The 20495-nt window shown below is 55.1% G+C and carries 20 protein-coding genes; 12 read left to right on the top strand and 8 right to left on the bottom strand.

Features of this window, described 5'->3' with window-relative positions:
* Positions 1–36: 36 nt before the first annotated feature.
* From tal to amiA, 3 genes are all read right to left on the bottom strand, one after another.
* Positions 37–987: a transaldolase gene (gene tal / locus F3I44_RS00535; RefSeq protein ID WP_150012511.1), complete on the bottom strand. Its 951-nt coding sequence runs from the start codon at positions 985–987 to the stop codon at positions 37–39.
* A 347-nt stretch (positions 988–1334) separates the two neighbouring features.
* On the bottom strand, positions 1335–2249 hold the full coding sequence (gene hemF, locus F3I44_RS00540; RefSeq protein ID WP_150012509.1) for an oxygen-dependent coproporphyrinogen oxidase: 915 nt from the start codon (positions 2247–2249) through the stop codon (positions 1335–1337).
* Between the two features lie 88 nt (positions 2250–2337).
* Positions 2338–3186 (bottom strand): N-acetylmuramoyl-L-alanine amidase AmiA, encoded by an 849-nt coding sequence (gene amiA, locus F3I44_RS00545; RefSeq protein WP_150012507.1) that lies wholly within the window; start codon positions 3184–3186, stop codon positions 2338–2340.
* A gap of 207 nt (positions 3187–3393) precedes the next feature.
* On the opposite strand from amiA, the gene F3I44_RS00550 reads away from it, so the two are divergent.
* The 10 genes from F3I44_RS00550 to F3I44_RS00595 all read left to right on the top strand — a co-directional run bounded on the left by F3I44_RS00550 (position 3394) and on the right by F3I44_RS00595 (position 12167).
* Positions 3394–3819 (top strand): GNAT family acetyltransferase, encoded by a 426-nt coding sequence (locus F3I44_RS00550; RefSeq protein WP_003848834.1) that lies wholly within the window; start codon positions 3394–3396, stop codon positions 3817–3819.
* Positions 3809–4276: a DUF2919 domain-containing protein gene (locus F3I44_RS00555; RefSeq protein ID WP_150012505.1), complete on the top strand. Its 468-nt coding sequence runs from the start codon at positions 3809–3811 to the stop codon at positions 4274–4276. Before F3I44_RS00550 ends, F3I44_RS00555 begins: the two co-directional genes overlap by 11 nt.
* Before the next feature lie 64 nt (positions 4277–4340).
* Positions 4341–4958 (top strand): RpoE-regulated lipoprotein, encoded by a 618-nt coding sequence (locus tag F3I44_RS00560; RefSeq protein ID WP_150012503.1) that lies wholly within the window; start codon positions 4341–4343, stop codon positions 4956–4958.
* Positions 4959–5211: 253 nt separating this feature from the next.
* The gene (locus F3I44_RS00565) at positions 5212–6228 is read left to right on the top strand and encodes a sulfate ABC transporter substrate-binding protein (RefSeq protein ID WP_033733464.1); all 1017 of its coding nucleotides are present in this window, start codon (positions 5212–5214) and stop codon (positions 6226–6228) included.
* Positions 6228–7061: a sulfate/thiosulfate ABC transporter permease CysT gene (cysT, locus tag F3I44_RS00570; protein WP_150012501.1), complete on the top strand. Its 834-nt coding sequence runs from the start codon at positions 6228–6230 to the stop codon at positions 7059–7061. Before F3I44_RS00565 ends, cysT begins: the two co-directional genes overlap by 1 nt.
* The gene (gene cysW, locus F3I44_RS00575) at positions 7061–7936 is read left to right on the top strand and encodes a sulfate/thiosulfate ABC transporter permease CysW (RefSeq protein WP_150012499.1); all 876 of its coding nucleotides are present in this window, start codon (positions 7061–7063) and stop codon (positions 7934–7936) included. The genes cysT and cysW overlap by 1 nt, the downstream gene beginning before the upstream one ends.
* Complete coding sequence (gene cysA, locus F3I44_RS00580; protein ID WP_013358663.1) at positions 7926–9014, top strand: sulfate/thiosulfate ABC transporter ATP-binding protein CysA; 1089 nt, start codon at positions 7926–7928, stop codon at positions 9012–9014. Before cysW ends, cysA begins: the two co-directional genes overlap by 11 nt.
* Positions 9015–9096: 82 nt before the next feature.
* Positions 9097–9978 carry a cysteine synthase CysM gene (gene cysM / locus F3I44_RS00585; RefSeq protein WP_150012497.1) on the top strand — a complete coding sequence of 294 codons (882 nt, stop codon included), beginning with the start codon at positions 9097–9099 and terminating at the stop codon, positions 9976–9978.
* Between the two features lie 171 nt (positions 9979–10149).
* Positions 10150–10830, top strand: coding sequence for a response regulator transcription factor (locus F3I44_RS00590; protein ID WP_150012495.1), 681 nt, complete (start codon positions 10150–10152; stop codon positions 10828–10830).
* Positions 10827–12167, top strand: a complete 1341-nt coding sequence (locus F3I44_RS00595; RefSeq protein WP_150012493.1) for an ATP-binding protein — start codon at positions 10827–10829, stop codon at positions 12165–12167. Before F3I44_RS00590 ends, F3I44_RS00595 begins: the two co-directional genes overlap by 4 nt.
* 61 nt (positions 12168–12228) lie before the next feature.
* Here the strand turns inward: F3I44_RS00595 and crr are convergent, their stop codons facing one another.
* The 5 genes from crr to cysZ form a co-directional block, all read right to left on the bottom strand.
* Positions 12229–12729, bottom strand: coding sequence for a PTS glucose transporter subunit IIA (gene crr / locus F3I44_RS00600; protein WP_069728735.1), 501 nt, complete (start codon positions 12727–12729; stop codon positions 12229–12231).
* A gap of 42 nt (positions 12730–12771) precedes the next feature.
* Complete coding sequence (ptsI, locus tag F3I44_RS00605; RefSeq protein ID WP_150012491.1) at positions 12772–14499, bottom strand: phosphoenolpyruvate-protein phosphotransferase PtsI; 1728 nt, start codon at positions 14497–14499, stop codon at positions 12772–12774.
* Positions 14500–14660: 161 nt separating this feature from the next.
* Positions 14661–14918, bottom strand: a complete 258-nt coding sequence (ptsH, locus tag F3I44_RS00610; protein ID WP_003848868.1) for a phosphocarrier protein Hpr — start codon at positions 14916–14918, stop codon at positions 14661–14663.
* Between the two features lie 387 nt (positions 14919–15305).
* Complete coding sequence (gene cysK / locus F3I44_RS00620) at positions 15306–16274, bottom strand: cysteine synthase A (RefSeq protein ID WP_033733457.1); 969 nt, start codon at positions 16272–16274, stop codon at positions 15306–15308.
* Positions 16275–16415: 141 nt separating this feature from the next.
* Complete coding sequence (gene cysZ / locus F3I44_RS00625) at positions 16416–17183, bottom strand: sulfate transporter CysZ (RefSeq protein WP_150012487.1); 768 nt, start codon at positions 17181–17183, stop codon at positions 16416–16418.
* Positions 17184–17401: 218 nt separating this feature from the next.
* Between cysZ and zipA the strand changes: the two genes are divergently transcribed.
* Entirely contained in the window at positions 17402–18400 is a 999-nt protein-coding gene (gene zipA / locus F3I44_RS00630) for a cell division protein ZipA (RefSeq protein WP_150012485.1), read from the top strand.
* 75 nt (positions 18401–18475) lie between these two features.
* Positions 18476–20494 (top strand): NAD-dependent DNA ligase LigA, encoded by a 2019-nt coding sequence (gene ligA, locus F3I44_RS00635; RefSeq protein WP_150012483.1) that lies wholly within the window; start codon positions 18476–18478, stop codon positions 20492–20494.
* Position 20495 lies beyond the last annotated feature (1 nt).

The raw sequence follows: 20495 nt of genomic DNA on the forward strand, positions 1-20495 counted from the left end.
TCAGGGCGGGAAAGTCCCGCCCGACTAAAATAAAGACTACAGGCGTGCGGCGAGCACATCTTCCAGCTTCTGCTGGTCAACCGCGAACTGGCGGATGCCGTCAGAGAGTTTTTCGACTGCCATTGGATCCTGGTTATGTTCCCAGCGGAACTCCGCTTCGGAGAGCGGTGATGGCTGATGGAAGCCTTCGGTAGAGGGTTCCAGCTTGCGCTCCAGCGGCGCGTCGCTGTTCTGCAGCTCTTCCAGCAGGTTCGGCGACAGCGTCAGGCGATCGCAGCCGGCCAGCGCGATAATCTGCTCCACTTTACGGAAGCTGGCACCCATGATGATGGTGCTGTAACGGTGCTTTTTGTAGTAGTCATAAATACGACGCACAGATTTTACGCCTGGATCTTCATCCGCCACGTAGGGTTCCAGTGGCTTGCGTGAGTTATACCAGTCGTAGATACGGCCAACGAACGGGGAGATCAAAAACACGCCCGCTTCGGCACAGGCACGCGCCTGTGCAAAGGAGAACAGCAGCGTCAGGTTACAGTGGATGCCGTTCTTCTCCAGCTCTTCCGCGGCACGGATGCCTTCCCAGGTCGAGGCCAGCTTGATCAGCACGCGTGAGCGATCGATGCCGTGCTCTTCATACATCCGAATCAGTTTTTCTGCTTTGGTGACACACATGCCACGATCGAAGGAGAGGCGCGCATCCACTTCGGTCGAAACACGGCCCGGTATGCTTTTCAGGATTTCCATACCGAGGTTAATCGCCACTTTGTCGCTGGCATTGATAATCTGCGTCTCTTTGCTGCCGCCCTGTTTTTTCGCGTACTCAATCGCGTCATCCATCAGGTGCTTATACCCTTCAAGACCGGACGCTTTCAGAATGAGTGAAGGGTTGGTAGTGGCGTCTTCCGGGTGGTAATGACGAATCGATTCGATATCACCACTGTCCGCCACCACGGTGGTGAACTGTTTTAGGGCTTCTAGCTGGTTCATCTCTAAACTCCTTGAAAAGAAAAAATAAAAGCGAACAGGGTGCACCTCAGGCCTCGCAGCCGGTCTGGGTCATGTTCTGCTACCGGTAACGCGAACCCATAACACTGCAACAGAGACTTTCTGATGAAAATGCGGTTTCTCTGATTGTTGCGCTGCGAGGCGGTGCGAAGGAGCCGTCATGCGGTGTAACCCGAGGGGTGCGCCATATTCCATCCTTAAGCATAGCAGTCAGGACGAATGACGCAGGTAACACTGTAGCAATCTGTGCCCTGTGAAACGGAACGGGCCGATCGGGAGAAAGGTAAGCGCAGCGCGGGTTGCGGGCCGCGCTGCAACGGGATAAGCGATCAGACGGGGAGGTTAAGCCAGTTTTTTACCGGCAGGAAATCGCGATAGAGGGCAGCTTCAGGGGAGTCGGGGTCAGGCTGATAATCATATTCCCAGCGCACCAGCGGTGGCATCGACATCAGAATCGATTCCGTACGGCCACCGGTCTGCAAACCAAACAGCGTGCCGCGGTCCCAAACCAGATTGAATTCCACATAGCGACCACGGCGGTAGAGCTGGAACTGGCGCTCACGGTCGCCCCACGGGTGATCTTTACGGCGCGCGACAATCGGCCGATAGGCATCAATAAAGCCACGGCCTACCGCCTGCATAAAGCTGAAGCTCTGCTCAAAGTCGGGCGTGTTGAGATCGTCAAAAAAGAGGCCGCCAATGCCGCGTTGCTCATCGCGGTGTTTCAGATAGAAATAGTCGTCGCACCACTTTTTATAGCGCGGATAAACGTCGTCGCCAAAAGGCTGACAGAGATTGGCTGCGGTCTGATGCCAGTGAAGCGCATCTTCTTCAAAGCCATAAAATGGCGTCAGGTCAAAACCGCCGCCAAACCACCAGACCGGATCGGCCCCTGGTTTCTCTGCGATAAAAAAGCGCACGTTGGCGTGGCTGGTCGGCACATAAGGGTTATTCGGGTGGATCACCAGCGACACGCCCATCGCTTCAAAGCTGCGACCGGCCAGCTCAGGCCGGTGCGCGGTCGCCGATGCCGGCATCTGATCGCCATGCACATGCGAAAAGTTAACGCCCGCCTGCTCAAACACGGTGCCGTTGCGCAGGACGCGGCTCTGACCGCCGCCGCCGCCAGGGCGCTGCCAGCTATCTTCAGCGAACCGTGCGCCGCCATCTTCAGCCGCCAGCTGGTTACAAATCTCATCCTGCAATGCGAGCAGGAACGCTTTTACGCGGGAAATATCAGCCATCTTTTCGCTTATCGTTTATCAAAGTCTGACGCGATTATACGCAAAAGCGCGCCGCTTGCATGAGCGCGGCGCAAACCGGCCAGACGAATCAGGCATTGCGGCGGTCAAACTCATCGAAGTAGTTGATGATGCCGCTGGCAATAGCCGAAGCAATTTTCTGGCGAAATGCGGTGGTGCCGAGCAACTGCTCTTCACGTGGATTGGTAATAAAAGAGGTTTCGACCAGCACCGAGGGAATCGACGGTGACTTGAGCACCGCGAAGGCCGCCTGCTCGGTGTGTTGGCTGTGCAGATGGTGCACCGGACGGATCTGATCCAGCACATGCTTGCCCAGTGTCAGGCTGTTCTTGATGGTGTCGGTCTGCACCAGGTCGAACAGAATCTGCTGCAGATAGTGATCCTGCTGCTGTGCCTTTACGCCGCCCAGTTTGTCCGCATCGTTCTCCCGCTGTGAGAGATAACGTGCCATCGAGCTGCTGGCTCCACGGTTAGAGAGCGCAAACACCGAGGCGCCACTGGCATCGGGGCTGGTAAAGCCGTCGGCATGGATTGACATAAAGAGATCGGCACCGTGCTGGTGGGCGATTTCTACCCGCTGATAAAGCGGAATGAAGTGATCACTGTCGCGGGTCAGTCGCACTTCAATGCGTGGATGGCTCTGCAGCTGGCGCTGCACGTTACCGGCAATCTCCAGCACGATGTGTTTCTCTTCGGAACCCTCTTCGCCAACGGCACCCGAGTCAATACCACCGTGGCCGGGATCGATCATCACAATACGTTTGCCGTTTTTCGCGGGCGGGGCAGGGCGTGCAAGACGATTTGCCCCGGTAAGGGCAGACGACTCTTTAGCCTGAACCGCACGCGGCGATAAAATGGCCAGAGCCAGCCCGGAAAGCAGTAACTGGCGACGATGGATCAAACGTTTAAGCAGGTGCATGTACGGGTCCGGTAACAGGAATCTTGCCGGTGTTATAGCCTAAGGCTCTGCTGCCTGCGATCACAGAACCATTTCAGGGCATTACTTTGTATTGCAGGTCGCGAACAGAAAATTCGCGCTTTTTTATTTTCCGCCGGCCATCGAGGGTTGCGTGCAGCAGAGAATGCGTGATAATCAGCAAATTGTGCTTATCTGCAGGTAATTAAGATGGAAATCCGCGCCTTTCGCCAGGAAGATTTTGAAGAAGTGATCACCTTATGGGAACGTTGCGATTTGTTACGGCCATGGAACGATCCTGAGCTGGATATCGAACGCAAAATGAATCACGACCCCGATCTCTTTCTGGTCGCTGAAGTGGGCGGCGTGGTCGTTGGCACGCTGATGGGCGGTTACGATGGTCATCGCGGCGCGGCTTACTATCTCGCGGTTCATCCAGACTATCAGGGACGCGGCTTTGCGAATGCCCTGATGAATCGTCTGGAGAAGAAGCTTATCGCGCGCGGCTGTCCGAAACTGCATCTGATGATCCGCGAAGAAAACGATCAGGTGGTGGCGTTCTATGAGAAGCTCGATTATGAACCGGTAGACGCGTTACTGTTTGGTAAACGTCTGATCGAAGATCGTGAATACTAATCCATTGCCTGACTATTCGCCGGACGAGTATGACGCCAGAGGGCAGCTGCGGCTGCCGTTTCTTTTTTGGCTGATCCTGTTACTTCAGGCGCGGACCTGGCTGCTGCTGTTGATGGCCGGGGCGTCACGGCAGCAGGGCAACGACCTGCTGGCACTGTTCTATCCGGATCGTCAGGCGTTCTGGGTCGGTCTGACGCTGGGATTACCGGCACTGGCGGGGCTGCTGCTGACCGGCTATCGCACACGCCTGCCGCGACTGTGGCAATCCTGGCGCAGCGTGCTGGCACTGTCGCTGCTGGTGAACCTGGTCTGGCAGGGCATGCAGTTTATGCAGGGCGATCTGCTCAGTTCGCCGCTGCCGTTGCTGCTGGTGCTGTTTGACCTGCTGGCACTCATCTGGCTGCAATCCAGCCGCCGTTGCCGCGACTGCTTTCTGCCTGAACATCATCTCAACTAAACTTTTTGTCGCTTTGCGACTCCAATCAGTTCCGCCTTCCGGCATCGCATTTACAGGAGTTCTCATGAAAGCTGTTCGTTCCACGCTACTGATCGCCGCCGTTGTACTGAGCGGCTGTGCCAGTTCGGGTTCCGGCGCTGACAGCAGCCAGCAGGCAAGCTGGTGGAATCCACTGACTTATCACTGGTCTTCGGCGCTGCCGTGGAACTGGTTCGGTTCCACGCTGACCGCGACTGAACAGGGTGTGGGTGGGTTAACCGCCTCGACCGCCATGAAAGAGGACGCAATTAAGGACGGACTGAACGGTGACTATACCCTGCGTCAGGGCATGCGCAGCCAGAACGGCCAGGTAGTCTCTTTCTGGCAGGCGCTGGATGACGGCAAAGTTAAGCTGGTGATTTACGGGCAGTCGCAGGTCGAGCGTATTGAGGTTATGGACAGCGCGATTGCCAGCAGTGACGGCAGCAAAGTGGGCGACGCCTTCAGTAATAAGTTCAGCAAAGCCTTCGACAACTGCACACTCGCCAGTGGCACCGATGCGCGTGATGTAGCGTGCCGTGCGCCAGGCAGTCAGCATCTGACCTATGTCTATCAGGGTGACTGGCACGGGCCGGAGGGATTAATGCCGTCAGACGATACCCTGAAAAACTGGAAAATCAGCAAGATTGTCTGGCAGCGTTAATCTTTTTCTTCAGCGCGCCGCTCCCCAGGCGGCCGCTGACGCCTCTTAAAACCCCCGCCAGAACGGGCTGCACGCGGGTCCTCTCTTCCATCGGCTTTTGCTGATTTCTGCATAAACTCTGCCGTCGTCTTATGCTTTTTTCGACTTTGAAATCATCAAACGATATATAAAACCGTTACTGGTTTTCACTGAGTTATAAATAAACTGATGCCTCAGCGGGTAAGATCCGCATCAAACTTTTTCAGGGTGCCAAATGACATTACAAGCGATGAAAAAAATCGTGAGCGGTATCGCGTTGTCGCTGAGCCTGGCCGGCGCAGCCAATGCCACTGAACTTCTTAATAGCTCATACGATGTGTCGCGGGAGCTGTTTGTCGCCCTGAATGCTCCGTTTGTTAAACAGTGGGATGCCAGTCACCCCGCTGATCCCCTGACCATTAAGATGTCGCACGCCGGTTCATCGAAGCAGGCGCTGGCTATCCTGCAGGGACTGCGCGCAGATGTGGTCACGTACAACCAGGTAACAGATGTACAGGTGCTGCATGATAAAGGCAATCTCATTGCGGCTGACTGGAAAAGCCGTCTGCCGAACAACAGCTCGCCTTTCTACTCCACCATGGCGTTTCTGGTGCGCAAAGGGAATCCAAAGCAGATTCATGACTGGTCAGATTTGACCCGCAGTGATGTGAAGCTGATTTTTCCGAACCCGAAAACCTCGGGTAATGGTCGCTACACTTACCTGGCCGCTTGGGGCGCAGCAGATAAAGCGGACGGCGGCGATCAGGCTAAAACCCGTGCCTTTATGACGCAGTTCCTGAAAAACGTGGAAGTGTTCGACACCGGCGGTCGCGGCGCGACCACCACATTTGCTGAACGCGGCCTGGGCGACGTACTGATTAGCTTTGAGTCGGAAGTGAATAACATCCGTAATCAGTACGGTAAAGATGAATACGAAGTAGTGGTGCCGAAAACCAACATTCTGGCGGAGTTTCCGGTGGCATGGGTGGATAAGAACGTCGCGACGAATAAAACCGCTGATGCGGCCAGCGCCTATCTGAACTATCTCTACACGCCAGAAGCGCAGAATATTATTACTCACTACTATTATCGTGTGAACAACCCACAGCTGATGGCAGAGCAGAAAGATCGCTTCCCGCAGACCAGCCTGTTCCGGGTCGAAGATGCCTTTGGCGGCTGGGATAAGGTGATGCAGACGCATTTTGTCAGCGGCGGTGAGCTGGATAAATTGTTAGCGGCGGGGCGCGGATAATGTTTGCAGCCAGCCATAAACGCGTGTTGCCCGGCTTCAGTCTCAGCCTTGGCACCAGCCTGCTCTTTACCTGTCTGATCCTGCTGCTGCCGATTAGCGCGGTGATCATGCAGCTGTCGCAGATGACGCTGCAGCAGTACTGGGATGTCGTGACCAACCCTCAGCTGGTTGCCGCCTACAAGGTGACACTGCTCTCTGCCGGTGTCGCCTCTCTTTTTAACGCGGTGTTCGGCATGCTGATGGCATGGATCCTGACCCGTTATCGTTTTCCAGGCCGGACACTGCTGGATGGCCTGATGGATCTGCCGTTTGCACTGCCGACTGCGGTAGCCGGCCTGACCCTGGCCGGACTCTTTTCGGTTAACGGCTGGTACGGACAGTGGTTCGCCCAGTTCGACATCAAAATTTCTTACACCTGGATTGGTATCGCCATTGCCATGGCCTTTACCAGCATTCCGTTTGTTGTGCGTACCGTGCAGCCAGTGCTGGAAGAGTTAGGCCCGGAGTATGAAGAAGCCGCCGAAACGCTGGGTGCCACGCCGTGGCAGAGCTTCCGCCGCGTCGTGCTGCCGGAAGTCGCGCCTGCGCTGCTGGCCGGTACGGCGCTCTCCTTTACCCGCAGCCTGGGTGAGTTTGGTGCGGTAATCTTTATTGCCGGTAACATCGCCTGGAAGACGGAAGTCACCTCGCTGATGATTTTTGTCCGGCTGCAGGAGTTCGACTATCCGGCAGCCAGCGCTATCGCCTCGGTGATCCTGGCGGCATCGCTGATTCTGTTATTCGCGATTAATACATTGCAGAGCCGCTTTGGCCGTCGTCTGGGAGGTCACTAATGGCCGAGGTTTCACAACTTAATCACACGGCTCATCAGCCTGTGAACTGGGGCAAATGGCTGCTGATCGGTATCGGCGCGCTGATCTCGATTCTGCTGCTGGTCGTTCCGATGGCCTCCATTTTCTGGGAAGCGCTGAATCAGGGGCTGATTGTTGCGCTCAGCAATTTGGCCGATCCGGACATGCTGCACGCTATCTGGCTGACTGTGCTGGTGGCGCTGATTACCGTTCCGGTGAACCTGGTGTTCGGCACGCTGCTCGCGTGGCTGGTAACACGCTTTACCTTTCCGGGCCGTCAGTTGCTGCTGACCCTGTTTGATATTCCTTTTGCCGTGTCGCCCGTCGTAGCCGGTCTGATGTATCTGCTGTTCTGGGGCGTGAATGGCCCGGCAGGCGGCTGGCTGGATGCGCATAATATTCAGATTATGTTTGCCTGGCCTGGCATGGTGCTGGCGACGGTGTTTGTGACCTGCCCGTTTGTCGTGCGCGAACTGGTGCCGGTGATGCTGAGCCAGGGCAGTCATGAAGATGAAGCGGCGGTGCTGCTAGGCGCGTCCGGCTGGCAGATGTTCCGTCGTGTGACGCTGCCGAACATTCGCTGGGCGCTGCTGTATGGCATCGTCCTGACCAATGCCCGTGCGATTGGTGAATTTGGTGCGGTCTCGGTGGTATCGGGATCGATTCGCGGTGAGACCTATACGCTCCCGCTTCAGGTTGAATTATTGCATCAGGACTACAACACCGTTGGCGCGTTTACCGCCGCCGCCCTGTTAACCCTGATGGCAATTGTGACGCTGTTTCTGAAAAGTATTGTGCAGTGGCGTTTAGAGCAACAGCACAAACGCCTGCAACAGGAGGGAAATCATGAGCATTGAGATTAACAAGATCAACAAGTCCTTTGGTCGCACCTCGGTGCTGAACGATATCTCTCTGGATATTGCCTCAGGTGAAATGGTGGCGCTGCTTGGCCCATCAGGCTCGGGTAAAACCACGCTGCTGCGCATTATTGCCGGGCTGGAGCATCAGAACAGCGGTCAGATCCGTTTTCACGGCAACGATGTCAGCCGCCTGCATGCGCGCGATCGTCAGGTCGGCTTTGTCTTCCAGCACTATGCGCTGTTCCGTCACATGACGGTGTTCGACAACATCGCCTTTGGCCTGACCGTACTACCACGCCGTGAACGTCCTTCAGCGGCGGAGATCAAACAGCGTGTAACCCGTCTGCTGGAGATGGTGCAGCTGGCGCATCTGGCGAACCGCTTCCCGGCACAGCTGTCAGGCGGCCAGAAGCAGCGTGTGGCGCTGGCGCGTGCATTAGCGGTTGAACCGCAGATTCTGCTGCTGGATGAACCTTTTGGTGCGCTGGATGCTCAGGTGCGTAAAGAGCTGCGCCGCTGGCTGCGTCAGCTGCATGAAGAGATTAAATTCACCAGCGTGTTCGTGACCCACGACCAGGAAGAGGCGATGGAAGTCGCAGATCGCGTGGTGGTGATGAGCCAGGGCAACATTGAGCAGGTTGGCACGCCAGATGATGTATGGCGCGATCCGGCGACCCGCTTTGTGCTGGAGTTCCTGGGTGAAGTGAATCGCTTTGATGGCGAAATTCAGGGATCGCAGTTCCATGTCGGCGCGCACCACTGGCCGCTGGGTTATACCTCAGCTCATCAGGGCGCGGTTGAGCTGTTCCTGCGTCCGTGGGAAGTCGACGTGTCACGCCGCAGCAGTTTAGAAACGCCGCTGCCGGTGCAGGTGCTGGAAGTCAGCCCGCGTGGACACTTCTGGCAGCTGGTGGTTCAGCCTGCTGGCTGGCAGAGCGAGCCGTTCTCGCTGGTGTTTGAAGGTGAGCAGACAGCCCCGATTCGCGGCGAGCGTCTGTTTGTTGGCTTGCAGCAGGCGCGGCTCTATAAGGGCGACACGCCGCTGCGCGCAGTTGCCTTTGCACAAAGCGCCTGATATTTTCTCATCAACACCCGGGCGGGAGTGTCACTCCCGCCTTTTTTTCGCCTCTCGTTTGTAAGATGCCAGGAACTGCACCGTGACGACTCTTGAACATACCATCGGCAATACCCCGCTGATTAAGCTGCAGCGCCTGACGCCCGCTAACGGCAGTGAGGTCTGGCTCAAGCTGGAAGGCAATAATCCGGCAGGCTCGGTAAAAGATCGTGCGGCCTGGTCAATGATCAATCAGGCGGAGCTGCGCGGTGAAATTTCACCCGGCGATCAGCTGATTGAAGCGACCAGTGGGAATACCGGTATTGCGCTGGCGATGATTGCGGCGATGAAAGGCTACCGACTTCGCCTGCTGATGCCGGACAACATGAGTCAGGAGCGGCAGGATGCGATGCGTGCTTATGGCGCAGAGCTGATTCTGGTGCCGCGCGAGCAGGGCATGGAAGGCGCACGCGATCTGGCACTGGCGATGGCGGCGCGTGGTGAAGGCCGGGTGCTGGATCAGTTTAATAATCCCGATAACCCGCTGGGCCATTATCAGACCACTGGCCCGGAGCTGTGGCAGCAGTCAAACCAGCGGATGACCCATTTTGTCTCCAGCATGGGCACCACCGGCACGATCACCGGCGTGGGACGTTACCTGAAAGAGCACAACACCGGCGTGCAGGTCATTGGCTTACAGCCCAGCGAGGGCAGCAGCATTCCGGGCATTCGCCGCTGGCCGCTGGCCTATCTGCCGGGGATCTACCGCCCCGACTTAGTGGATGATGTGTTGGATATGACGCAGAAAGAAGCGGAAGAGACCATGCGGTCGCTGGCTCGCCGTGAAGGTATTTTCTGTGGCGTCAGTTCAGGCGGCGCGGTTGCGGGTGCACTGCGCATCGCCCAGGCAAATCCGGGAAGCGTGGTGGTGGCGATCGCCTGCGATCGTGGCGATCGTTATCTCTCGACCGGACTCTATCATTAGTAATCTCTGCTGATGGGAAATCAGACCTGTGCGCGCGTTTACCGCCCACAGGTCTTTTTTTTAGCCAGCATCCCCATAACGGATAGACTGAATCTGTAAGGATCGCGTAAATCAGGCTGCGCGAATGCCCGGCACAGGACAAAATAGCGCCAATTCTGTCGAGAGATAACCATGAAAATTTTGCTTGTTGATGATGATGTCGAATTAGGCACGATGTTAAGCCAGTACCTCATTGCCGAAGGATTTGATGCCCAGCTGGTGCTGACCGGCAGCGCCGGGATTCAGGGCGCGCTCTCCGGCGATTTCACTGCCATGATTCTGGATATTATGCTGCCCGACATGAGTGGCATCGATGTGTTACGTCAGGTGCGCCAGAACAGCCGGATACCGGTGATCATGCTGACTGCCAAAGGCGATAATATTGATCGCGTGATCGGCCTGGAGATGGGGGCGGATGACTATATGCCTAAACCCTGTTATCCCCGTGAACTGGTCGCCCGTCTGCGCGCGGTACTGCGCCGTTTCGAGGAGCAGGTACCGCAGCCGGATGCTAAAGAGCCGCTGCGCTGGGGAGACCTGACGCTTAATCCTGCCACCCGAATGAGTGAATGGCAGGGTAAAACGTTCGATCTGACTGCATCAGAATTTAATCTGCTGGATTTGCTGCTGCGCGCGCCGGACAGGGTCGTGTCAAAAGATGAACTCTCTGAAAAGGGGCTGGGTCGTCCGCGTGAAGCCTATGATCGCAGCGTTGATGTGCACATCAGCAACATCCGCCAGAAACTCAGCGCACTGACCGCTGACAGCATCATTATCGAAACCGTACGCAGCATCGGTTACCGCATTCGATGAAACAGAGTTACCGTGGACGCATGTTCTGGAAGATCTTTATCGGCTTCTGGGTCGTTTTTGTCATCATGAGCCAGCTTATCTGGCTCGGTTTTTCGCTCTCCGGTAAACGGCATGAACCGCCTGAAATTATGGCTATCCGTCGCATTATTGATCTGCAGATGACTTCTGCTGCGTCGGTGCTGGAGCGGGGCGGGCCTGATGAGCTGAATGCGATGCTGTCGGACTGGGATGAAACTGACCGTCAGTTCTTTCACGTCACGCAGCAGATTAAATCGCCACAATCACAGGACAGCGGCAACCTGGATTTCAGGGGCCCTCTTCCTGAAGAGGTGGTGCGCTGGGTACAGGGTGCGGATGGCAAAGAATATCAGCTGCGCTACGACCTGAATGGCATGCGCATCAACAGCAAACAGAACATGATGCCGCGAAAATTTCTGAATATCCCCGAGCCGATGTTTGTCTTCGCCGGGTCGGTGGGGTTGCTGTTCAGTCTGCTGCTGGCCTGGAATCTGACGCGGCCCATGCGTCAGTTGCGGGAGGGATTTTCCCGCGTCGCCGAGGGTGATTTAAGCGTGCGTCTGTTCCCGATTATGCGTAAGCGGCACGACGAGATTTCAAATGTCGCTGAAGCGTTTGATGCCATGGTTGAGCGGCTTGATACCCTGGTGCGCGCTCGTGAAGAGCTGCTGCACGATATCTCACATGAGCTTCGTTCACCGCTGGCCCGACTGCAGCTGGCGACCGGACTCGCCAGACAGACGCCAGAAAGCGTAAACAGTTCGCTTGATCGCATTGACGAAGAGGCGCATCGCCTGGACAAAATGATTGGTGAACTGCTGACGCTGTCGCGGGCTGAACATGAAAGCATCCCGGATGAGCAATATTTTGACCTAACCGGTTTGCTGGAGGCGGTCATTACCGATGTCCGCTATGAAGCACAGATCCCCGGTGTGCAGGTAGATTTTCAGGTTGACGAGCGGGGCGATTACACAGTGCGGGGTAATGCGGAGCTGATACGGCGCGGGGTCGAGAACGTCTTACGCAATGCGCTACGCTTCTCTTTGCCAGGGCAGCGGATTGAGGTCGACTTACGCGTTGAGCAGCAGTGGCTGACGATTCAGGTGCGCGATCAGGGGCCGGGTGTCAATGAGGAGAAAATCTCCAGCATTTTCGACCCGTTTGTGCGGGTGAATTCGCCGCTGATGGGCAAAGGTTATGGTCTGGGACTGGCTATCGTGCGTAAAGTTGTGCTGGCGCATCATGGTGAAGTTGAGGCGCGGAACCGGCCAGAGGGTGGACTTGAACTGACGCTGCGCCTGCCACACTGGCAGGGTTAAAACGTCATCCGGCAGAAACGATAACGGCACCCGCAGGTGCCGTTATGTTATATCCGAATGCTTACTTTTTGATGCGAATCACCGGCGTTTCGCCGACGGTGACCTGACCAGACAGCTTAATCAATTCCTTGATTTCATCCATGTTGGAGATGACAACCGGTGTCAGGGTTGATTTTGCTTTCTCTTCCAGCAACGGCAGATCGAACTCAATAACCACGTCGCCTTTTTTGACCTTCTGGCCTTCTTCAGCGATGCGTTTGAAGCCTTCACCTTTCAGTTCAACCGTATCGATACCAAAGTGGACGAACAGTTCGATGCCGTTGTCTGATTCGATCGAAAAAGCGTGATTGGTTTCAAAAATCTTGCCGATAGTGCCATCAACCGGCGCAACCATTTTGTTGCCGCTGGGTTTAATCGCAATACCGTCGCCCACGATTTTTTCTGCAAACACTACATCTGGTACGTCTTCAATGTTCACGATTTCGCCTGACAGAGGCGCTACAATGTCGATTGTCCCAGCGCTATCCGTTTTTTCGCCAAAAAGTTTAGAAAACAAACCCATGATCTTCTCCTAAGCAGTAATTTGGGGCCAGCATCATGCAGGTTAGCAGAGCGTTTTTTCTTTAATGAACTTGTTAACAAGGTTCATTAAGTCTTCCGCTGTCGGTTGAGCCAGTGCCTGCTCTGCCAATGCCTTCGCATCTTCAAAATTAGTATTACGAATGATTTTCTTGATGCCAGGGATAGAAATGGCACTCATACTGAACTCGTCCAGCCCCATTCCCAGTAACAGTAGTGTAGCACGTTCATCACCTGCCAGCTCACCACACATGCCGGTCCATTTACCTTCAGCGTGAGATGCATCAATGACTTGCTTGATTAAGTTAAGCACAGACGGCGTCATTGGGTTGTACAGGTGCGAGATCAAATCATTACCACGATCGACCGCCAGAGTATACTGCGTCAGATCGTTTGTCCCAATACTGAAGAAGTCGACCTCTTTCGCCAGATGATGGGCAATGACGGCTGAAGCCGGGGTCTCTACCATGATGCCGACTTCGATGCTTTCATCAAAGGCTTTACCTTCTTCACGCAACTGCGCTTTCAGCAGTTCCAGTTCCGCTTTCAGGCTGCGTACTTCTTCAACCGAAATGATCATCGGGAACATGATGCGCAGTTTACCGAAAGAGGAGGCGCGCAGGATGGCACGCAGCTGTGCATGAAGAATCTCTTTGCGATCCATCGCGATACGGATAGCACGCCAGCCGAGGAACGGGTTCTCTTCTTTTGGCAGATTCATGTAAGGCAGATCTTTGTCACCGCCGATATCCATGGTACGTACGATAACCGCCTGGGAACCCATCGCTTCAGCGACCGCTTTGTACGCCTGGAACTGCTCTTCTTCGGTCGGCAGCGCATCACGGTCCATGAACAGGAATTCGGTGCGGTAGAGACCGACGCCTTCCGCGCCGTTGCGCTCAGCACCGGCGATATCGCGTACAGTACCGATGTTGGCACAGACTTCAACCTGATGACCATCCAGCGTCACGGCTGGCAGATCTTTCAGCTTGGCTAATTCATGTTTTTCCGACAGATACTGGTTCTGTACGGCTTTAAGCTCTTCCTGAACTGCTTCTGAAGGATTGACGTGAATGGCATTGTTAACGCCATCCAGAATCAGGAAATCGCCATTTTTAATCGTGACGGTCACATTGCCGGTGCCGACAATGGCCGGGATCTCCAGCGAGCGCGCCATGATTGAGGTATGTGAGGTACGGCCACCCAGATCGGTGATAAAGCCCAGCACCTTTTTCAGGTTTAGCTGTGCGGTTTCTGACGGCGTTAAATCTTTGGCCACCAGAATGGATTCGTCCTGAATAGCGCTCAGGTCAACGATGTGCAGACCAAGGATGTTTTGCAGCAGACGTTTACCGATGTCACGCACGTCAGCCGCACGCTCTTTCAGATATTCGTCATCTAATTCTTCCAGTGCTTTCGCCTGGCCATCAATGACCGAGTAAGCAGCAGCATCGGCAGTCGCGTGATCTTTTTTGATCAGGTCGATGATTTCCTGCTCCAGCTCTTCATCTTCCAGCAACATGATGTGGCCTTCGAAGATGGCTGCTTTCTCTTCACCGAGGGTTTCACCCGCTTTGACGCGAATCGCTTCCAGTTGTAATGCCGCTTTGCTGCGGCCATCGAGGAAGCGCTGAACTTCCTGCTCAACCTGGTCATCAGAAATTTTCTTGCGGTTGATGACGATCTCGTCTTCTTTCAGCAGCAGTGCTTTGCCGAAAGCGATACCTGGTGATGCTAAAATGCCTGAAATCATAACGCTACCTTTTAATCACGATGGCTGATGGGACTCTTTGCGGTGCCATTGTCGCGGGACACGTACTTTACGAAAGCAATAACGCGGACAGGTTGTCCGCGATCAAGATGTTTGCACTCAATGGCGCAGAGGAGTCGATTGGCTGGAGAGCTGAGCGGAGATTACTCCAGTTCAGCCATCAGTTTGACCAGATGCTCAACTGCTTTCTGCTCATCTTCACCTTCCGCGGAAAGGGTGACAACCGTTCCCTGGGTTAAACCCAGCGTCTGCAGTTTGAACAGGCTTTTCGCGCTCGCTGATTTGCCGTTAGAGGTCACGGTGATTTCTGACTGGAAAGCTTTGGCTTCTTTAACGAATTGCGCAGCTGGGCGAGTATGCAGACCGTTTGGTGCAGTAATGGTAACTTCTTGCTGGAACATTCTATTTCCCCAACGTTATCAGGATGAGTATTATGGATCTAAAGTCTAGCCTGGAGCCTTCACTTTAGCCTGTGTAGGTGCGCGGGTATAGCTTCATGCTGACCAAAGACGCGCATGCGTCAAATCTGCAATCCGTTGCGTCTCAAAACCGATTCTACACGTCACCGGTTAATTATGCCGTGATTCGCCGTTTCACTGAATCCGTAAATCGATTCAGCTTGATCCACTTCAAGCGCGGATTAATTTCAGGCATCGAAATAATTGGCAGTCTGAATACCAGATCGGCATCACTGAAATCAATCTGCCGGGTGATGAAAGTGAGATCTGCACCACAAAAAAGCACCCGGATGGGTGCTTTTTTCGACATTTTCAGACTATCGGCTCCAGCTACTGCAGCTCTTTTTCCGTAAAGAGATCGGCGAACAGCGCGGTACTCAGATAGCGTTCGCCAGAGGAGGGCAGAATCACCACGATGTTTTTGTTCGCGAAGGTTTCGTCTTCCTGCAGCTTCAGCGCGGCGGCGACAGCAGCACCGGATGAGATACCGGCCAGGATACCTTCTTCTTCCATCAGCCTGCGCGCCGTGCTGATCGCTTCTTCATTGGTAATGGCCACCACGCGGTCAACCAGGTTCAGTTCCAGATTGCCCGGAATAAAGCCTGCACCAATACCCTGAATTTTGTGCGGGCCGGGTTTGATCTCTTCACCCGCCAGCGCCTGTGCAATCACTGGCGAATCGGTCGGCTCAACCGCGACGGTAATCAGATCTTTTTTGCCTTTGGTGTTTTTGATGTAGCGACTCACGCCGGTCAGCGTCCCGCCTGTGCCGACACCCGCAATAAAGACATCCACTTCGCCATCGGTATCTTCCCAGATTTCCGGGCCGGTGGTCTTTTCATGGATTTCCGGGTTAGCCGGGTTGCTGAACTGCTGCAGCAGCACATATTTGTCCGGGTCGCTGGCGACAATCTCTTCTGCTTTGCCGATGGCACCTTTCATGCCTTTGGCACCTTCGGTCAGAACCAGCTTCGCACCCAGCGCTTTCAGCAGCTTACGACGTTCCACCGACATGGTTTCCGGCATGGTCAGCGTAAGCTTATAACCGCGCGCAGCGGCAACGTAGGCCAGCGCGATGCCGGTGTTACCACTGGTCGGTTCAACCAACTCAATACCGGGTTTCAGAATACCGCGTTTCTCTGCGTCCCAAATCATGTTGGCACCGATACGGCATTTAATGCTGAAGCTCGGGTTACGGGATTCAACTTTCGCAAGAATGCGGCCGTTACCGATGCGGTTCAGTCGAACCAGTGGCGTATGACCAATTGTCAAAGAGTTGTCTTCATAGATCTTACTCATAGCCTGCCCTTAACTGTATGAATTATTGGGAACCCTATGAGCATACCTGTTCTGCCTGGGGGCGGAAGGAAAGAAATCGTATATCTATATGTCCCCCGGCAATAAGCCCTGCGAAAAAGAGCATAAGGCGCGCTGATGAGTCTAGCGCACCTCATTACGTGCCAGCTGCGGTCGGTAGCGATCGACCCACATGGCGGTGGCACCGCAAACAGCAACGGGCATAATCACCAGATTCAGAACTGGAATCATAGTGAACAGGCTGGTGAGTGCGCCAAACTGCATATTGGCTGTTTTGTGCCGATGCAGGGCGTTTCGCATCTGCTGAAACGGCACTTTGTGGTTGTCGAACGGATAGTCGCAATACTGGATGGATAACATCCAGGCACTGAACAGGAACCACAGCACCGGGGCAACCGTCTGACCAAAACCAGGAATAAAGTAAAGCAGCAACAGTCCCAGCGCGCGGGGCAGGTAATAGCCCAGTTTTTGCATCTCGCGCTTCATAATACGCGGCACATCTTTAATCATTCCTGCCCAGCCGCTATCGGGCAGAAGCTTACCGGTCAGGCGTCCTTCGAGCTGCTCGGCCAGCAGGCCGCAGAAAGGGGCCGCTATCAGATTTGCCAGCGTCGAGAAAAAGTAGCTAAACACCAGCACAATCGCAATCACAGACAACGGCCACAACAGATAGCTCAGCCATTGCAGCCAGTCCGGAATATGGGTCATCAGGCGCGGGATCCAGTCACCGAGACGATAGAACAGCCAGACGAATGCGCCACCGAGCATGATAATGTTAATCAGCAGTGGCATCACCACAAAGCGGCGAATGCCAGGCAGACGGACCAGTTTCCAGCCCTGGCTAAAGTAGTGCATGCCGTTAAAATCTGAGACCGAATTCTCAAAGGCCATAAAGCCATTTCTCCTGGAAGTGTTAAGGCGCGCCCACTATAACCTGGCTTTTTCTCCAGGCCAGGTGCCGTTTGGATAAAAAAACAGCGAAAAAGCGTGGGTTGCCTATCTTATTTGTCAGAAAATAGTGCACAGACTTGCACTTGTGTAGCAGGGCAAATACAGTTAGAGGATAAAGTTTGCCGCGGTGGCAAGGTATTGGAACAACAGAGAATACAATGATGCAGGATTTGCGTCTGATATTAATCGTTGTTGGCGCGATCGCCATTATAGCGCTCCTTCTTCACGGGCTGTGGACCAGCCGTAAAGAGCGTTCGTCAGTGTTCCGTGATCGCCCGCACAAACGTCTGAAACAACGTAAAGAACATGATGAGCAGGATCTGATTGACGACGAAGATGACGGCGTCGGCGAGGTTCGCATTCGTTCTGAACGCAGCACACACCAGGAACCGCGTTTCGATGAGATTCGTGAGCCACAGTCAGAAGCGCCGCGTAAGCAAGCGCCTGCTGAGCCTGTGCGTCAGCCTGCGCCACGACCCGCACCGCAACCTGAACCAGAAAACGATCCGCTTTTTAACACGGCACCGAAGCCTGCTCCGCAGCCGCGCCCTGAACCGGCTCGTCAGCAGCCCGCGCCGACTTTTGTCGCGCCGCCAGTCCAGGCCGACCCGCTGCTGGATCTCGATCCGCTGGAATCTGTCCAGCCCGCTCCGCAGTACCAGGCAGAACCTGAGCCTGAGCCTGAAGTAACACCGGATCCCGCGCCTGCACAGCCTGCAGCGAAAGCGCCAGTGGAAAAACCGAAAGAAGCGGTACTGGTACTACATGTTGCAGCCCATTCGGGCGGTGAGCTGAACGGTGAGGCATTACTGCAGGGTATACTGCAGGCGGGCTTCCAGTTTGGTGAAATGAACATTTTCCATCGTCATCTGAGTCCGGCAGGCAGCGGTCCGGTCCTGTTCAGTCTGGCTAACATGGTTAAGCCGGGTTCGTTCAACCCTGATCTGATGACTGATTTCAGCACGCCAGGCATCTCTATCTTTATGATGGTGCCTTCTTATGGTGATGCGAATCAGAACTTCAAGCTGATGCTGCAGTCGGCACAGCGTATCGCTGATGACGTTGGCGGTGTCGTGCTGGATGATGAGCGTCGTATGATGACGCCGCAGAAGCTGGAAACCTACAAGGCGCGTATTCGCGATGTGGTTGGCGTCTGAGACCTGCGCTGACCGCTATCTTAATTGTTAAAATAAACCCCCGCCTGTCGGGGGTTTTTTATCTGATGGGGCTATATGAAATCCGTCCAGGATCACATCACTGAACTGCGCACCACACTGCGCCATCACGAATATCTTTATCACGTCATGGATGCACCGGAAGTGCCGGATGCCGAATACGATCGTCTGATGGGCGAACTGCGTCAGCTGGAAGAGGAACACCCCGATCTCATTACGCCGGACTCGCCGACGCAGCGTGTAGGTGCTGCACCGCTGACGGTATTCGAGCAGGTTCGCCATGAAGTCCCGATGCTGTCGCTGGATAATGCCTTTGATGAAGCCACGTTTATGGCCTTCAACAAGCGGGTGCAGGATCGGCTGAAAAGCAGTGACGACATTACCTACTGCTGTGAACTCAAGCTTGATGGCGCTGCGGTCAGCCTGATGTATGAAAATGGCCTGCTGGTCCGGGCCGCAACGCGCGGTGACGGCACGACCGGCGAGAACATTACTGCTAACGTTCGTACCATTCGCGCTATCCCGCTGCGGCTAAAAGGCGACAACATTCCGGCCCGGCTGGAAGTACGCGGCGAAATATTTATGACGCAGCGCGGCTTCGAAAAGCTGAATGAGGAAGCGCGACGCACTGACGGCAAAGTCTTTGCTAACCCGCGCAACGCAGCGGCAGGTTCGCTGCGTCAGCTTGATCCGCGTATCACCGCTAAACGTCCATTAACTTTCTTCTGCTACGGTTTTGGCCTGCTGGAAGGCGGGGAGATGCCGCACAGTCACATGGGGCGTCTGCAGCAGTTCAAAGCCTGGGGTCTCCCGGTCAGCGACCGCATTAAGCTGGTGCATAATGCGGAAGAGGCGCTGGCTTTTTATCACGACGTTGAGCAACAGCGTCCGAACCTCGGCTTTGATATTGATGGTGTCGTAATCAAAGTCGATTCACAGGCACTGCAGGAACAACTGGGCTTTGTGGCGCGCGCACCGCGCTGGGCGATTGCCTTCAAATTCCCGGCGCAGGAACAACTGACCTGGGTACGGGATGTCGAATTTCAGGTGGGTCGTACGGGTGCTATCACGCCGGTGGCTCGTCTTGAGCCGGTTCAGGTAGCGGGCGTGATTGTCAGCAACGCCACGCTGCACAACGCTGATGAAATCGCGCGGCTGGGACTGCGCATTGGCGACCGGGTTGTGATTCGCCGTGCAGGCGATGTGATCCCGCAGGTTGTGAATGTGGTCACCGCTGAACGTCCTGAAGAGACGCGTGAAGTGGTGTTTCCTGCCCATTGCCCGGTTTGTGGTTCTGAGGTGGAACGGGTCGAAGGCGAATCGGTCACGCGCTGCACCGGCGGTCTGATTTGCGGCGCGCAACGCAAAGAGGCACTAAAGCATTTTGTCTCGCGCCGTGCGCTCGATGTTGATGGTATGGGCGATAAGATTATCGACCAGCTGGTGGAGAAAGAGTATGTCTCGACCCCAGCCGATCTCTTTCGTCTCACGGCGGGCAAGCTGACAGGGCTGGATCGCATGGGGCCAAAATCGGCGCAAAACGTGGTCGATGCGCTGGAAAAAGCAAAGTCGACCACGCTGGCACGTTTCCTCTATGCGCTGGGGATCCGCGAAGTGGGTGAAGCTACCGCCGCCAATCTGGCTAACCATTTTGGTGAGCTGCAGAAAGTGATGGATGCCGACCTTGAGGCGCTGATTGCCGTGCCGGATGTGGGTAAAGTCGTTGCCGCGCACGTGCGCAACTTTATGGAAGAGGAGAGCAACCGCGAGGTCATCCGCCAGCTGACGGACGACATCGGCATTCATTGGCCGGCCGTTGTGGTGGTGAAAGCCGAAGAGATCGACAGTCCGTTCGCCGGTAAAACCGTGGTTCTGACCGGCTCGCTGTCGCAGATGAACCGCGATGATGCCAAAGCGCAGCTAATCGCGCTGGGCGCAAAAGTCAGCGGCAGCGTATCGAAGAAAACCGATCTGCTGATTGCCGGTGAAGCGGCGGGTTCCAAGCTGGCGAAAGCGCAGGAGCTGGGCATTGAGGTGATCGATGAAGCTGAAATGATTCGTCTGCTGGGTGCCTGAG

Origin of the sequence: Pantoea sp. F_5 (assembly GCF_008631595.1) — a bacterium.
GTDB classification, from domain to species: domain Bacteria; phylum Pseudomonadota; class Gammaproteobacteria; order Enterobacterales; family Enterobacteriaceae; genus Pantoea; species Pantoea gossypiicola.

Bases quoted from the DNA above. Each gene is read 5' to 3' on its own strand.
- cysW (WP_150012499.1), top strand. From the start codon at position 7,061: ATGGCCGAGGTTTCACAACTTAATCACACGGCTCATCAGCCTGTGAAC.
- F3I44_RS00565 (WP_033733464.1), top strand. From the start codon at position 5,212: ATGACATTACAAGCGATGAAAAAAATCGTGAGCGGTATCGCGTTGTCG.
- zipA (WP_150012485.1), top strand. From the start codon at position 17,402: ATGATGCAGGATTTGCGTCTGATATTAATCGTTGTTGGCGCGATCGCC.
- hemF (WP_150012509.1), bottom strand. From the start codon at position 2,249: ATGGCTGATATTTCCCGCGTAAAAGCGTTCCTGCTCGCATTGCAGGAT.
- cysA (WP_013358663.1), top strand. From the start codon at position 7,926: ATGAGCATTGAGATTAACAAGATCAACAAGTCCTTTGGTCGCACCTCG.
- F3I44_RS00590 (WP_150012495.1), top strand. From the start codon at position 10,150: ATGAAAATTTTGCTTGTTGATGATGATGTCGAATTAGGCACGATGTTA.
- F3I44_RS00560 (WP_150012503.1), top strand. From the start codon at position 4,341: ATGAAAGCTGTTCGTTCCACGCTACTGATCGCCGCCGTTGTACTGAGC.
- cysT (WP_150012501.1), top strand. From the start codon at position 6,228: ATGTTTGCAGCCAGCCATAAACGCGTGTTGCCCGGCTTCAGTCTCAGC.
- cysZ (WP_150012487.1), bottom strand. From the start codon at position 17,183: ATGGCCTTTGAGAATTCGGTCTCAGATTTTAACGGCATGCACTACTTT.
- ptsH (WP_003848868.1), bottom strand. From the start codon at position 14,918: ATGTTCCAGCAAGAAGTTACCATTACTGCACCAAACGGTCTGCATACT.
- F3I44_RS00595 (WP_150012493.1), top strand. From the start codon at position 10,827: ATGAAACAGAGTTACCGTGGACGCATGTTCTGGAAGATCTTTATCGGC.
- F3I44_RS00550 (WP_003848834.1), top strand. From the start codon at position 3,394: ATGGAAATCCGCGCCTTTCGCCAGGAAGATTTTGAAGAAGTGATCACC.
- tal (WP_150012511.1), bottom strand. From the start codon at position 987: ATGAACCAGCTAGAAGCCCTAAAACAGTTCACCACCGTGGTGGCGGAC.
- cysK (WP_033733457.1), bottom strand. From the start codon at position 16,274: ATGAGTAAGATCTATGAAGACAACTCTTTGACAATTGGTCATACGCCA.
- ligA (WP_150012483.1), top strand. From the start codon at position 18,476: ATGAAATCCGTCCAGGATCACATCACTGAACTGCGCACCACACTGCGC.
- ptsI (WP_150012491.1), bottom strand. From the start codon at position 14,499: ATGATTTCAGGCATTTTAGCATCACCAGGTATCGCTTTCGGCAAAGCA.
- amiA (WP_150012507.1), bottom strand. From the start codon at position 3,186: ATGCACCTGCTTAAACGTTTGATCCATCGTCGCCAGTTACTGCTTTCC.
- crr (WP_069728735.1), bottom strand. From the start codon at position 12,729: ATGGGTTTGTTTTCTAAACTTTTTGGCGAAAAAACGGATAGCGCTGGG.